A 13937-nucleotide genomic window follows, 5' to 3' on the forward strand; every position below is an offset into this window, starting at 1 on the left:
CACAAGCAATCTTCCACTTTTAAGCGATATATTGGGGTTATGCGATTGACGGAATACCTATCATCAGGATCGTTAATTCCGCATTCAGTGAGGAATACAGTGGTAAGTGGGGGAGATGCGAATGAGAGCAATAAATCACTGCAACATTTCGTGCAAACCAATAGAGAGAAGGAAATAAAGTGACCATTCGTTTAGCTGAAAAGTTGGAGTTACCCCACATCATGAAGCTATTCTCGCATTGCACAGCACATATGATTGCTCAAGGAATCGATCAATGGGATGAACATTATCCCAACGCGGAAGTGGTAGAACAAAGTATAGTCAGTGGGTCAATGTATGCCTATTTTAAGGATGATTTGATTTGTGGAGTCATTACCTTGCACAGTAGTCAGCCTACCGAGTATGAGACGATTCAATGGCAGTCTGGTCAGGATGCGGAGTGTCTTGTTGTATATCGCCTTGGGGTTGATCCGGGATTGCAGGGACTAGGGATAGCAACGAAATTAATGGGGTTTGCAGAGTGGTATGCAGGCAACCATTCTCTTTCTAGCATTCGATTAGATTGCTATTCCAAAAATGAAAGGGCTTTATCATTCTATCAACATTTACACTATGAAATAAGAGGGACGGTTATTTTCCCACATTCGGATGTTCCGTTTTACTGCTTAGAGAAGAGAATTCGTTAACACACCTATCAACAAAACGAAAAGAGCGAGATACATATGATAGTTGAGCTTGAGCGCGATCAATTTTATATATGCAAGGATCTAGTAAATTGCACAACGATGCTGGAGCCGAAGGCGATCGTTGCAGGCACCAACCCAGGTAGAATATTTGTCGATCATCCGGACTCGCCAAGGTCCGCAATGGTGTGGCAGGGCAATTTAGATGGTTTTTTATTTGTTGGTGACGCTACTAATGCATCCTTCAATAGGGACATAAGAGTCTATATGTATGAAGTGCTACGTGAAGAAGCGATGGAATTAGGGCTGGGGTGGGCAGAATGCATCGGCACTCATCCAAGTTGGAATCAAGCGATTGAGCACATATTTGCCGATCGAGAGTTGTCCTCATGGACATCTTATGTATATTCGCTAATGTTGCCGGATTACAAGCAAGATGCAATCCAATTGCCTGACGGTGATTATACGGTTGTCCAGGTTACGAAGGAACTGCTGCAAAATAAGAGTATTCGGAATCATTCTTTTCTTGAATCCAGACTACTGGACTTTTGGGAATCTACGGAGCAGTTTCTACAAGAAGGCGGCGGTTTTTGTGTGATGCACAATGAGACCGTCGCAAGCTTGTGTATGACTGGCTTCCGATACCGCCACATTCACGCACTAGGAATTGACACGATAGAACAATATCGTGGACGCAAGCTTGCGCAGATTGCAGTTCATGCTTATGCGGAGCATTTGTTTTCCCAAGGACAATCGATGTGCTGGGACTGTACAGCATCGAATAAGCCGTCGAGCGCAATTGCAGAGCGAATAGGGTTCCAGAGAGAAATGAGCTACAAGGGATATCAATATAAGCTGTAGTAGGGAACGTACTTTCTATTATGTAAACCAGGAGGCTGATGATGAATGACGCAATTATCACATCGAATGCAGCGTGAGATTACGAAGCAAGTACAGATAAATTATCTATTATATTTGCCTGACAAGTATGAAGTGGAACCTGCGGTGAAATGGCCATTGCTGCTCTTCCTGCATGGGGCTGGCGAGAGAGGGAACGACATCGAATTAGTGAAGCGGCATGGTCCGCCGAAGTTGGCTGAGAAGGGAGAGAAACTCCCTTTTGTTATAGTCTCTCCACAATGCCCGGAAGAATCATTATGGGAAATCGAACGCGATGCGATTATCGCTTTGCTGGATGACGTATGCGAAACCTATCGTATTGATGAAAGCAAGATCTATGCAACTGGTCTGAGTATGGGGGGCTTTGGAACATGGAACTTGGCTGCAGATTACCCCAATAAATTCGCTGCGATTGCGCCGATCTGTGGAGGGGGGAACCCACAACAAGCAGTACAGCTCACGCATACACCAATCTGGGCATTCCATGGTGCGCAAGATGATATCATACCTGCTGAAAAATCGAGCGAAATGGTAGATGCGGCTAACGCGGCAGGCGTCAATGCCAAGCTAACCATATATCAGAATGCCAATCATGATTCATGGACGGAAACCTATCAAAATCCTGAGCTATATCAATGGCTCCTAAGCCATTCCAAGTCTGCTTCATCAAGCGAAGCAAATGAGTAATAAGTTAAGTCGATGAACGAGCAACCATCCTTACCAGCTGCCCATCCGGTTTATTCCAATAGATTATCTTCATTAGGAGGAACGAAGACATGTCAAAGGAAGTAAATCTGCAAGACCTTGAACAGCGCCTAGCGGAGGTAGAGAAGCAGCTTGAGAGAAATCAGAGGTTTATTCGAGGGTTCAAGTATGTAATCATTGCAGTCATCGTTATTTTCCTTGTTACATTTGGAATCGGAGTCATTCAGTTTATTGGTGCAGGCTCTGCTTAGAAGAATGCATCATATATTCACACAGTAGATGGTTAGAACAAGAATGATAGATTTAGAAAAAGACATGACAGAGAAGGTTGTTGAATCGAACATGAAATTATTATCTACATGGATTATTGAAGTAGACATTACAAGTATGCAGGCGGCAATGACTGCGGGAGAACTGACTGCGGAAGAGCTGGTTAACGTCTATTTGGAACGTATCCGTAAGGTTGATTCGGAGCTTCGTTCCATTTTGGAAGTTAATCCGGATGCGATTGCGATTGCACGTGAACTCGATAAAGAACGGCAAGAACGAGGATGTCGTGGGATGCTGCATGGCATCCCAATTGTATTGAAGGACAATATCGATACACATGACAGGCTGCATACAAGTGCAGGTTCGATCGCACTGGCGGAATGGATCGCACCAGAGGATTCTTACGTAGCAGCACGTCTTCGTGAGGCGGGCGCGATCATTCTTGGAAAAGCAAATATGACCGAATGGGCAAATTTTATGTCAAGCACAATGTGGGCGGGTTATAGTTCACGAGGTGGGCTGACGCTTAATCCATACGGGCCAGGCGAATTATTTGTTGGCGGGTCGAGTTCGGGATCGGCCGTTGCGGTAGCGGCGAATTTAACAGCTGCAGCAATTGGAACGGAGACGTCGGGCTCCATTATTTCTCCATCCAGTCAAAATAGCATTGTTGGCATTAAGCCGACATTAGGACTCGTCAGCCGAAGCGGAATTATTCCGATTACGGTAAGTCAGGATACGGCTGGGCCGATGGGGCGAACCGTAAGAGATGCAGCCATAGTACTAGGTGCGATAACGGGGATCGACGAGACAGATACATGTACTCAGACAAGTAAGTCTCGATCTTATCGCGATTATACACCATTTTTAGATGAGAGCTTCATCGGGCAGGCGCGAATAGGGATTCCAAGATTTTATTATCAGGACTTGGATGAAGCGAGGTTAGCAATTATGGAATCTGCCATCGAGGTATTGAGAAGCAAGGGGGCAACTATCATTGATCCGGTGGAGCTGTCTTGTCAGCATGTGAAATGGGATTCCAATGTACTTCGATATGAATTCAAGAAAGCGCTAAATGACTATTTAGCTCGATTGGACAATACGATGCCCGTTCACTCTCTTAAAGAGGTAATTGCGTACAATGAAGCGCACGCTGACATTGCCTTGAAATACGGTCAGAATGTGCTCCTATGGGTAGAAGAGACAAGTGGTACGCTAACGGAGCCAGAATATCTTGCAAGCCTCACTCGCAATCAGGAGGAGGCTAGCCATGGAATCGAAGATATCTTGAATAAGCATCAACTGGATGCACTGTTCTTCCTTGGCAATGAGCATGGCGCTGAGCTGGCTGCTCGGGCCGGGTATCCATCCATCACCATCCCGGCGGGATATGCCGAGTCAGGGATTATAGCGCCTGGGGGCTATACGACGAAAGGGCCGCAAGGAGTTACCTTTGTCGGAAGGGCTTATGCGGAACCGACTTTGCTGAAACTGGCCTATGGTTATGAACAGGCTACGAAGCATCGGGTTGCTCCTCAGTTAGGGCCACAATAGAGTGTCTCTTTTGTAGAGGACAGGGTGCTGTATATTTATTCATTGCAAGTGATACATAATGTATCTACGTGCGATCTATTACGGGGATAATAGCTGGAGTATTGATCCTGCTCTGCAGTCTCGAATCTGTGTGAATAGTATAACGATATCTACTAGAGTTAGAGGTGGACAGAAAATGAGCAGCATCATCGCATCCGAAGAGCTAATCAATGAAATCGAACAATCCGAAATCAATTATATGTGGGATCGGATGCTTGCGATTCAACAGAAATCGGGCAATCCAGAAACTGTAGAATTGCAGCGATTCGGTGAGGCTGCGTGCTACTTTAGTGCAGGAATGCCTTGGCCGACCTTCAACACGATAAAAGGATGCAGAAGCGCGGATATAGATAGAATCGACGATATGATGAAGTTCTTCACGAATCAAGGAGGAAAGCCGCAGTTCGAAATTGTGCCCGGGATGGTAGACGCCCCATTTCTAAAGCGATTGTCAGAGCGAGGTATGTATCCCTCTGGTCATCATACATCCATGTATATCGGGATAGAGCCGAATGCGTATACAGAAGATCGGCTGGATGATCAGCGCATTCGCGTAGCTGAGCTGCAAGAAGACGATTTCGAAATGTATGCCGCGATTCATTGCAAAGGAACTGGATTGCCGGATAGCGGAATCCCGCATGTCGCGATGAATAATCGAATTTTATATCATCGTCCGGGCTGGAAGTTCTATGTCGCTTATGTTGATCAGCAGCCTGCCGCTGCAGGTGTCATGCATATGCACAATAGTATTGCCTCCTTTACATTTGCGGCGACCTTACCGGAATATCGCAGGCTTGGATTACAGAACCGGCTGTTGAAACATAGAATCGTAGAAGCAGCGAAGAAAGGCTGTCGGTTGGCCGTTAGCCAGTGCGCATTTCTCTCACCAAGCCATCGTAATATGGAGCGGGTAGGAATGAAGATGGGTTACGTACGAACAACATGGACGAGCAAATAGAGAGTAACCAGATAAGGTGGGATTTGAAATGGAAGTCATGAGCGGGGAACTATTTACGATTGAGACATTAACGAAAGATTTTGAGGCTCTGGGCGTGCAGCCGGGGATGAACCTTATTCTGCACTCCTCTATGAAATCATTAGGCAGCTGGGTAGCGGGCGGCCCATCAGCTGTCATTCTGGCGCTCGAAGAGCAGCTAAGTGAGGAGGGAACTCTGGTCATGCCAACGCATACCGTGGATTTATCAGATCCATCGACATGGCAATGCCCTCCTGTTCCGGAATCGTGGTGGGAACCGATTCGGGAGCAAATGCCAGCATTTGATAATGCATTTACACCGTGCTTGGAGATGGGGATCATTCCAGAACTTTTCCGTAAGCAGAGCGGGGTTGTGCGCAGCTATCACCCTCAGGTTTCCTTTGCTGCGTGGGGAGCGAACAAGGATCGGATCATTGCGAATCACAGTCTCGATTACTGTCTGGGTGAACAGTCTCCGATAGCGAAACTGTACGAGCTAAACGGTTGGATCTTGCTGCTGGGCGTTGGGCATAGCAATAATACGTCTATACATTTGGCTGAGTATCGTGCTGACTATGCGAGCAAGCAGATGATGGTGTTGAAGTCTCCTATGATTGTAGACGGTGTGAAATCATGGGTAGCCTATCAAGATGTAGACTTCGATACCGATGACTTTGAGAAGCTGGGGGCAGACTTTGCCCGTGATACTGGTTATGTGCGCAGCGGGAAAATAGCAAATGCAGATGCATTGATAATGCCTGTCCGAGAGCTTGTTGATTATGCCGTTCAGTGGATGGAGAGAAATCGACGCTGAGCGAACGAAGCCCCTCTTTGAATCTATCGATGTTGATAATGATGCATGTTTTGAGAATTATGGAAATGATATTTGGAATGTTTTAGGCCGTGTGTGAAAGTGGCTTGACTTAGAGAGGAGAGATAAAAAGATGATTGAATTACGAAAAATAGACGGGGATAACATAGATGAAGTAATAGCGCTTGATGTTGAAGAAAACCAGAAAGAATTTATATTAGAAACTACTAACCTTAGATGCTTCGCAGACGCTCATATGTTGAACACAGATGGTATACCAGCTTCTCCATTAGCTATTTATGCGAATAATACGATGATTGGATTTTTGATGTATATTTATGATACGACGGATCATGAATCATTTCAAAATGAAGTTAATTACGGGAAGAAGACCTATTTCATTTGGCATTTTATGATTGATAAGAGTTATCAGGGGAAAGGATATGGCAAGCTTGCCTTTGAAAAAATGTTGATGGATATTGAAAATATGCCATATGGGGAAGCACAATATGTAGACCTCTTTTATCATAAAAGTAATGTCATAGCTAAAGAATTATACGCTTCATTTGGCTTTGTAGAAACAGGCATCATTCAGGATAATTCGGTGCATGCGATTAAAAATCTAGATGGGAAAATGACAGAAGCCGTAGTAGAATAGGATCTCTCAGAAAGAAATGTAAGCTTTCAACGTATCCACCCATAATAAACACAAATATCCAGAAGAAAAAAACAATTTTGTTAACTCTGTCTTAGCAAAAGTATACTATTTATACCGCAAGCAATACCTGCTGCTCCGAATGCAGCTTGCACAATTCCGGAGCCTGAGAAGGAGTCGCTGCCGGCAATTAGTCTGCCAAGCGCCTCATAGAATGTAATGCCGGGCACGATCGGCACTAATCCAGGTACGACATATACCGTAATCGGCAAGCGGAACTTGCTGGCTGCAGCCCTCGCAGCGAAAGCCAGTAAAAACGCAGACGTGAAGCTGGATAGAAAAACACCGAATCCTCGGGGAATGAGCTGGATATAAGTGATCCAGCCGATCGTGCCTATCAGTCATCCCGCAATAACCGAACGCTTTGGCACATTGCATAGAACCCCGAACGATACAGCAGCTAGGAAGCTGAATATCATATGAATGGCGATATCTCTCATCGTCAAGCCCCTTCTTTCTTTGTCTGATTTACCGAAGAAATAGATAAGATGCACTTGCAATGCCGGCGCCAAGCGCGTTAGCGGTAAACAACGCTTCGATTGCCACGATCATGCCGGAAATATAATGTCTGGCCATCATATCGCGAATCGCATTCGTGATAGCGATGCCCGGTACGAGTGGAGCTACTGCCCCCATCATGATGAGATCAAGATGCACCCCCTCTATAAGTAAAACCTATGTAGCCTGCCACACCGCCAAGCAAGGCGGCGCCGTATTCAGGCAGGAAGGGCGCATGCAATGCTCGTGTCAGCCATGAATGCATGAAATAGGCAACGAGGCCTGCGAATATGGCTGCTGGCATATCCACGAATGATCCTCCAAATAGGAGAATGATGCTCCCACTCAAGCAGGCTGTGCATATGAACTTGTGCCACAGCTTCAGCTTGCACACATCCCTTTCAATTGCGAATAGACGATGCCGCATGTCTTGAAGACTAACGCGGCCAGCAGCAAAGTCCCGAGATATCTGATTAATGCCGCATATTTTATTTAAGTCATACTGCCGCAGGCATTTTTCCGTGCCGAGCAGCGCTATCGAGAGGAATTAGGCAATTATTCACTTGGCGTACTGCTAAGAGAAACGTTCCAAGTAGAAGACTTGCAGCAATTTGATTGGAATGCATATCGCAGGGCATAGCTCGGTGATCGGATGATACTGCGTTGTTATGCCTTACATGTGGGATATACTGCCGGTTCACGATATTCCGAGTGCGCATTGACAGAACAACGATTTTGTAACTTCTAATATCGCGATTCGTATGTATAATAATGGAACAGCATTTACTCATGATAAGCCCGATCCAGGATCATCCGTATCTCAGATCGGGTTGTGTTGTATGTGCTAGGATTGCTTTTGAACAATTGCGAACATCCATGTGAGATCTGACGTTTGAACCATGTCTGAAGTCGAGTCAAATGGAGGGAAGGCATGTGGAACCTAATCAGACTTGTGCTTTTCATCATGATCGTGGGCATATTATCCTCTCTTTTATTCTATCTTACGAATAGTAGAATCTTGTCGTATCCAGTCTCGATCTGCATTGCATTTGCGGCTGATGTAGCTTTATTTGGCAAGAAAAAATCTTCGAACGAGTAACGGCTCGCGAATAGGAGTGATAGCGATGAGCAAGAAGACAACCTTATATATTGTCCGCCACGGCCAAACCGAATGGAATGTGGAGCGGCGCATGCAGGGGCATATGGACTCCCCGTTGACGGCGCTTGGGGTTAGGCAGGCACAATGGTTGGGTGAAGCGATGAAGGATACAGCGATTGATTGCATCTATGCCAGCAGCAGCGGCAGAACGGATATGACGGCACGGCTCATTCGCGGGGAGCGTGATATCCCGATTATTAGTACGGATGCGTTGAAGGAAATTCATATGGGAGACTGGGAAGGACAGCTTGCAGATGAATTGCAGCGAGCCTATCCAGATCAGTTCGAGGCATTTTGGTATGAGCCGACCGAATATAAGAGCGTGAACGGAGAGACATTCGAAGAGCTTCGTCATCGAGTGCTGCCGTATGTACAGTCCATGATTGCGGACAACGAAGGCAAGTCGATTCTGATCGTGACACATACAGTTGTCGTGAAGACGCTGATGGCTTACTTTGAGCACAGACTTCCAGATCAACTCTGGGAGCCGCCACACATTCAGCCAACTAGTCTCAGTCAGGTAGAGATTATTGCTGGTGAACCACAAGCTGTAATTGTTCAGCATGGAGATACAAGTCACTATCAGGCTTCTTTCCAAGAGTAAGGTCGAAATGAAGGCAAATAAGTGAAGCGGAGGACGTGCTGCTTATGACTTTTCTCGCTGTTCTTATTATTATTGCAGGAGCTGTCAGCTTCTTCTTTCCTGAATTCGGATGGGAGATGAAGCATGGGTGGGCCGTAGATGGAGACTCCGGGCCCAGTGATGACTACATCATGCTTACCAAGATCGGCGGGGCTATCATTATGGTCGTAGGCCTAGGATTATTTATCTACAGGATGATTGTCTGAGTGGCGCTATTGAAGCTGGAAATGAGGGTGGAGATATGGTGGATGATAGACAGTTAGATGAGTTTCTGTTGATATCCAAACATCGACTGGTTTCCCACTATCAAGTAAAGCTGTTGTCATGTCTTCAGTGCATTTCACCTGAAATGCTGTGGGATCAGGAGTCAGAGGGAGAAAATTGTATCATTCTGGGCAAGTCATAGACCGTGTACAGCGGAGAACAGGCACGCGGTTTCAATTTGTGCAGCAAGGGCTGAATGAAAAGGCGCTGCGGCAAAGGGTCGAAAATGAACTTGAAGTTCGAAAAGCAAAGAACACGGCTACATAACTATTTTTCTTTTAAATATACTGAAGAGGGTGACGTAAAATGAGCAATTCACGCAAAGGGATAGCAGGAAAAAGAATATACTTACGTCCATTTACTGGTGACGACATAGATTGGTACTATGAGGCATTACTCCAACAGGAGTCTAACCGATTGACTGGTACGAAAAAGTTGTTTTCCAGAGAAGTACTGCGAAACTATTTGGATACAATTGCATCTGACCGTGAACGGGCACAGTTCGTTATCGCGCTGCAGGAGGATGATCGGCCGATTGGAGAAATTGCGATTATGGATATGGATCCATCGAATCGGAGCGGTCATATTCGTATCGCGATATTCGCTGAAGAGGACTGCGGGCAAGGGTACGGTTCGGAAGCAATGATTCTTATGTTGGATTACGGCTTCGGTATGCTGAACCTCAATCGAATTGAATTGGTTGTATTTTCATACAATGCAAGGGCAGTCCGAGCCTACGAGAAGATTGGGTTTGTACAAGAGGGGATTCAGAGAGAAGCACTTTACTACAATCATGAATACCACGACTCTATTTTGATGAGTATACTAGCGCGAGAATTTCGGGAGAGACATGGCGTTTCAGCAGGGGCGTCATCATCTGTCTGAAGTATCGTGATATAATTTACGAGAACAGTTATTTTGGCTATCTTGGGAGATGATAAGTTGGATACGAAGTGGGAATATCGTACGATCAAATATAAGACAGGAGGATTTCTGGGCGGCAAGGTCGATGAAGATGGCTTCGAGCAAATGCTGAATGAAGCCGGCTACGAAGGATGGGAGTTAGTGTCCTGCTTCGACACGAGCACCACCCATGGTCAGTCCAGAGATATCATTGCTGTATTCAAGCGAAAAGTCTATTTGTAAGGTACATATAAGGAATTTGATGAAAGTTGGCCCAGTCCTGGATTCTCATAAAACCGCGACTGGGCTTAGGGGCATCTCGCAACTATATTCTCATCGTACAGAACAATGCGCCTGCCTTGCAACTCTATCAGAAGCTTCAGTACAAAGAGGCATATCGCTATTGGTACCGTTTGCGTGGAACGCACTGATTGCAAGGGGGAGCTCTATGAAATGGTTAGCTAAACGAGGGTTCAACATTCCTCATACTGGCATCAATAAGATTGAGAAGGTTCAGATCGGTGGAATTGAACAATACATATTGGTTCAATCGATAAGAGAAGGTCTTCCTATCCTGCTTATGCTTCATGGTGGTCCTGGTCTGCCGTTGCCAGGTGTATCTTGTCGTGGCAGACATGATGTTCATGTGCATGGGCAGTTTGTAGAAACGTTTTGCGCGGAGTTGGAGGCCCCTGCTGGCAAACGGTTGATCTGGATGGATAAATCCGCTCATATGTTCCATCTTGATGATGCTCATCGTATTGAACAGGAACTGATCGAAATCGCAATAAGGGCGTAGGTTGGCTATTGTATCCTAATGAAGCATTAAGGGGAGGCAGAGATGATACTAGAAACAGAGCTGCTGCAATTGCGGCAGATGAACCAGGCAGATTATCCAGATTTATGCGAGATTCTGCAGGATGAAGAGGTCATGTATGCCTATGATCGCAAGTTTGAGGATGCTGATGTACAAGCATGGTTGGATCGGCAGAACGCGCGCTATCAAGAGTATGGCTTTGGATTATGGGATCTAGGGATGGCTGTTATAAAAGAATTCGTCAAGCCATATCAGATCGGAGATATGCTTCATTATCTGTATGCCGTGGAGAAATAGCGCTCTTTATCATAATAAATCTCAGTTGAAAATGAGGTGTTTGGTTGAACAAGTTCACTAACCGTATACAGACAGAACGGCTTGTGATTAGACCGCTTGAGGGAGAGGACTACTTCACATGGCTAGCTGGATATGAAAATAGGCTGCCTGCACAGCACAAATATGATGAAGGCACCGTTGAGATGAGCAGATACACCGAAGAATGGTTTCAACTCGAGATAGACAATCATCAAAGATTGGCTGTCGAAGATAAACTATATTTTTTCGGGATCTTTCGAAAAGAAGACAACGCCCATGTAGGGGCCATCGATTTTTCTACGCTATTGCGGGATGATTTTCAATGGGCCAGATTAGGTTATATGATTCATAATCAATACTGGAGAAGGGGTTATGGAAAAGAGGCTGTAGCTGCAGCAATTACTTTTGCGTTTGACAAACTTAATTATCATCGCATTGAGGCGCATATTAACCTTGATAATACTCCTTCAATCAAATGTGCAGAAGGGGTTGGAATGAAGTTTGAGTGTATTCGAAAAGGATTTATATATGAAAATGACGCGTGGACAGATCATCTCATCTACTACATAAATGCAAAGTAAGCCAGAACAGCCAGCTTATCTTAACGAAGGAAGCATGGCTTTTTTTGTATGTACATCGGTTCCTGTTTTTAGGATAATGATTATGCCTAATTTTGGGATTAATATTCATATTCAGCATTCTACTTAACAACACAGCGTTCATAAAGGAGATATGAAAGACATGGGATATATATCGGAATTGCGGAAAGTTGTAGGTACGAAGCCATTGCTTTTAGTAGGTGCCTGTGTACTCGTATTTAATGAAGCAGGCCACTTATTGCTTCAAAAGCGGGCGGATACTCTGGATTGGGGAACGATAGGCGGCGCAATGGAATTAGGGGAATCGATGGAGGAAGCGGCGCATCGCGAGCTTTATGAGGAAACGGGACTTCGTGCAGGAGGAATGAAATTTGTTACACTGTTGTCTGGATCGGATATGTACTTCCAATACCCGCACGGTGATGAAGTCTATAATGTAATTGCTGTGTATGAAGCTTTGGATGTAACGGGAACACCTGTCGTGAATGATCTTGAGGGTTTGGAAGTGAAGTATTTCGCTCTTGATGAACCGATTCCAGAGTTGAATCCATTCAATGAGAAGTATTTGCGCAAGGCGGGATATATTCAGAAGTGGTAATTGAAGATGACAATCGGAAGCACGGAGGTTGAGCATGATGCGTCATTCTAAAGCAGCATGGGGGATAGCGCTTATCTTGCTTATTACAAACTTGATCACGATAGGATGCCTTTTGACAGAGAAAGAGAAAGAAAATGAGACAGTTGTGCAACCTGCGTTGGATGTGTTCGAGTTAAGAGGGCAGTCAGAGCACTGGAAGCTTCGTCATTATCAGGTGATGCGAACATCGAATTCGATACGAAGAGGATCTGCATCATTGACTTACTTGGGTGACACCAAGGATATTAAGGATTCCTCATCGTTCTATATTGAATATTACGAGAAGCATGGGGAACGCGAAGAGGGAGTTCTTACGAGTGGAATGCTAGCTACGAACGGCAGTGTGCAACTATTATCGGAATTGGATCACTTGGGCTCCACTCAAAGCGAGCCTACGGAGTTCGAGCGGACCATGACGAAGGATGACTTCGCTGGCAGTTATGTCAAATTGCGTTGGTCAGATAGTTATGGTGAGGAGCATGTTGAACTGATCGAGTTGGAAGTGAATAATCATACTACATTCTCATAAGTGAGTGATAGTTGATGTTTACAATGAGCGGGTGTACGAGTCGGGAGGTGTCGGTGTGAAGGCTGTTATCTTCGATTTGGATGGTACGTTATTGGATCGAGAGAGCTCATTGCTATCTTTTCTTGAGGATCAATATGTGAGATTCAGAGGCTTGCAGAAGATCGATAAGCAGGCCTTCGTGAATCGATTTGTCGAGCTGGATTGCCGGGGTTATGTATGGAAGGATGCAGTTTACCAGCAGATGATTCAGGAATGTGGGTTGGACATGTCGTGGGAGGAATTACTTGAGGATTACATCACGAATTTCCACCGACACTGCATAGGCTTTCCGAATTTGCTGGAGGTACTGGACCTCATCAAGCAGCAAGGCTTGAAGCTTGGGTTGCTATCGAATGGATATGGTCAATTTCAGTATGCGAATGTGCAGGGTCTTGGCATTGAAGCCTATTTTGACTGTATCTTGATTTCCGAGTGGGAAGGGCTACGCAAGCCAGATCCAGCTATCTTCCATCGTGCATTGTATAAACTGTCTGTTCGAGCAGAAGAAGCGATTTACGTCGGCGATCATCCGGACAATGACGTGAGGGCAAGCCGTGCAATTGGAATGACTGCAATCTGGAAGGAAGACAAGTATTATGAGATACCTGCAGAGGCGGATGCGATGATTCGAGATCTGTTGGATCTCAAATTATATTTATTAGAATTGTAGCTGGAAACTGATTTGGAGAAATCATATCATGGTAGACAGTAGATATGATTTGAATGATAGAGGAGACATGAGATTCAAGACAGTACGAAGACAACTAGAATATATGAAGGAGATCAGCGATGCTATACCATTTTAGTGAAGATTCAACCATTTCCACATTTATACCGCGTCCAGCAAAACAATCGCATATTCAGCCGGCAGTATGGGCGAT

At 45.2% G+C, this 13937-nt stretch carries 22 protein-coding genes; 19 read left to right on the plus strand and 3 right to left on the minus strand.

All coding sequences use genetic code 11. The features are described 5' to 3' along the window. The 9 genes from AZ66_RS32875 to AZ66_RS19800 all read left to right on the plus strand — a co-directional run. The coding region (locus AZ66_RS32875; protein ID WP_044356410.1) for a hypothetical protein at window positions 1-183 on the plus strand (183 nt) is incomplete at its 5' end. 38 nt (window positions 184-221) lie between these two features. Then, the gene (locus tag AZ66_RS19765; RefSeq protein WP_044356426.1) at window positions 222-686 is read left to right on the plus strand and encodes a GNAT family N-acetyltransferase; all 465 of its coding nucleotides are present in this window, start codon (window positions 222-224) and stop codon (window positions 684-686) included. A 36-nt stretch (window positions 687-722) separates the two neighbouring features. Beyond that, window positions 723-1544, plus strand: coding sequence for a GNAT family N-acetyltransferase (locus tag AZ66_RS19770; RefSeq protein WP_044356411.1), 822 nt, complete (start codon window positions 723-725; stop codon window positions 1542-1544). 45 nt (window positions 1545-1589) lie between these two features. After that, entirely contained in the window at window positions 1590-2270 is a 681-nt protein-coding gene (locus AZ66_RS19775) for a prolyl oligopeptidase family serine peptidase (protein ID WP_044356412.1), read from the plus strand. Between the two features lie 89 nt (window positions 2271-2359). After that, entirely contained in the window at window positions 2360-2539 is a 180-nt protein-coding gene (locus AZ66_RS19780) for a hypothetical protein (protein ID WP_036618547.1), read from the plus strand. A 91-nt stretch (window positions 2540-2630) separates the two neighbouring features. Next, window positions 2631-4112 carry an amidase family protein gene (locus tag AZ66_RS19785; protein WP_044356428.1) on the plus strand — a complete coding sequence of 494 codons (1482 nt, stop codon included), beginning with the start codon at window positions 2631-2633 and terminating at the stop codon, window positions 4110-4112. A gap of 175 nt (window positions 4113-4287) precedes the next feature. Beyond that, complete coding sequence (locus AZ66_RS19790) at window positions 4288-5109, plus strand: GNAT family N-acetyltransferase (protein WP_044356413.1); 822 nt, start codon at window positions 4288-4290, stop codon at window positions 5107-5109. A 28-nt stretch (window positions 5110-5137) separates the two neighbouring features. Continuing rightward, window positions 5138-5941: an aminoglycoside N(3)-acetyltransferase gene (locus tag AZ66_RS19795; RefSeq protein ID WP_044356415.1), complete on the plus strand. Its 804-nt coding sequence runs from the start codon at window positions 5138-5140 to the stop codon at window positions 5939-5941. Window positions 5942-6071: 130 nt separating this feature from the next. Continuing rightward, complete coding sequence (locus AZ66_RS19800) at window positions 6072-6596, plus strand: GNAT family N-acetyltransferase (RefSeq protein WP_044356416.1); 525 nt, start codon at window positions 6072-6074, stop codon at window positions 6594-6596. 80 nt (window positions 6597-6676) lie between these two features. Here the strand turns inward: AZ66_RS19800 and AZ66_RS33845 are convergent, their stop codons facing one another. The 3 genes from AZ66_RS33845 to AZ66_RS33395 form a co-directional block, all read right to left on the minus strand. Further along, entirely contained in the window at window positions 6677-6994 is a 318-nt protein-coding gene (locus AZ66_RS33845) for a threonine/serine exporter family protein (protein ID WP_082061661.1), read from the minus strand. Between the two features lie 127 nt (window positions 6995-7121). Then, on the minus strand, window positions 7122-7292 hold the full coding sequence (locus tag AZ66_RS33390) for a threonine/serine exporter family protein (RefSeq protein WP_082061662.1): 171 nt from the start codon (window positions 7290-7292) through the stop codon (window positions 7122-7124). 7 nt (window positions 7293-7299) lie between these two features. Continuing rightward, complete coding sequence (locus tag AZ66_RS33395; RefSeq protein ID WP_082061663.1) at window positions 7300-7689, minus strand: threonine/serine exporter family protein; 390 nt, start codon at window positions 7687-7689, stop codon at window positions 7300-7302. 586 nt (window positions 7690-8275) lie between these two features. Between AZ66_RS33395 and AZ66_RS19815 the strand changes: the two genes are divergently transcribed. The 10 genes from AZ66_RS19815 (at window position 8276) to AZ66_RS19860 (ending at window position 13726) form a co-directional block, all read left to right on the plus strand. Continuing rightward, on the plus strand, window positions 8276-8914 hold the full coding sequence (locus AZ66_RS19815; protein ID WP_044356417.1) for a histidine phosphatase family protein: 639 nt from the start codon (window positions 8276-8278) through the stop codon (window positions 8912-8914). 44 nt (window positions 8915-8958) lie between these two features. After that, window positions 8959-9159, plus strand: a complete 201-nt coding sequence (locus tag AZ66_RS19820) for a DUF6199 family natural product biosynthesis protein (RefSeq protein ID WP_044356418.1) — start codon at window positions 8959-8961, stop codon at window positions 9157-9159. A 364-nt stretch (window positions 9160-9523) separates the two neighbouring features. After that, window positions 9524-10102 carry a GNAT family N-acetyltransferase gene (locus AZ66_RS19825; RefSeq protein WP_044356420.1) on the plus strand — a complete coding sequence of 193 codons (579 nt, stop codon included), beginning with the start codon at window positions 9524-9526 and terminating at the stop codon, window positions 10100-10102. A gap of 57 nt (window positions 10103-10159) precedes the next feature. Then, entirely contained in the window at window positions 10160-10363 is a 204-nt protein-coding gene (locus AZ66_RS19830; protein WP_028531552.1) for a DUF4177 domain-containing protein, read from the plus strand. Between the two features lie 205 nt (window positions 10364-10568). After that, window positions 10569-10919, plus strand: a complete 351-nt coding sequence (locus tag AZ66_RS19835; RefSeq protein ID WP_044356422.1) for a hypothetical protein — start codon at window positions 10569-10571, stop codon at window positions 10917-10919. Window positions 10920-10961: 42 nt separating this feature from the next. Continuing rightward, the gene (locus AZ66_RS19840) at window positions 10962-11234 is read left to right on the plus strand and encodes a GNAT family N-acetyltransferase (RefSeq protein ID WP_044356430.1); all 273 of its coding nucleotides are present in this window, start codon (window positions 10962-10964) and stop codon (window positions 11232-11234) included. Between the two features lie 44 nt (window positions 11235-11278). Continuing rightward, window positions 11279-11833, plus strand: coding sequence for a GNAT family N-acetyltransferase (locus tag AZ66_RS19845; protein WP_044356423.1), 555 nt, complete (start codon window positions 11279-11281; stop codon window positions 11831-11833). A gap of 160 nt (window positions 11834-11993) precedes the next feature. Further along, window positions 11994-12449 (plus strand): NUDIX hydrolase, encoded by a 456-nt coding sequence (locus AZ66_RS19850; RefSeq protein ID WP_044356424.1) that lies wholly within the window; start codon window positions 11994-11996, stop codon window positions 12447-12449. A 34-nt stretch (window positions 12450-12483) separates the two neighbouring features. Next, window positions 12484-13017 (plus strand): hypothetical protein, encoded by a 534-nt coding sequence (locus tag AZ66_RS19855; RefSeq protein WP_044356425.1) that lies wholly within the window; start codon window positions 12484-12486, stop codon window positions 13015-13017. Window positions 13018-13072: 55 nt separating this feature from the next. Further along, on the plus strand, window positions 13073-13726 hold the full coding sequence (locus AZ66_RS19860) for an HAD family hydrolase (protein ID WP_231586958.1): 654 nt from the start codon (window positions 13073-13075) through the stop codon (window positions 13724-13726). The last annotated feature ends 211 nt before the right edge of the window (window positions 13727-13937 follow it).

The organism is Paenibacillus sp. E194, assembly GCF_000935845.1.
Classification (GTDB): Bacteria; Bacillota; Bacilli; order Paenibacillales; family Paenibacillaceae; genus Paenibacillus_B; species Paenibacillus_B alvei_B.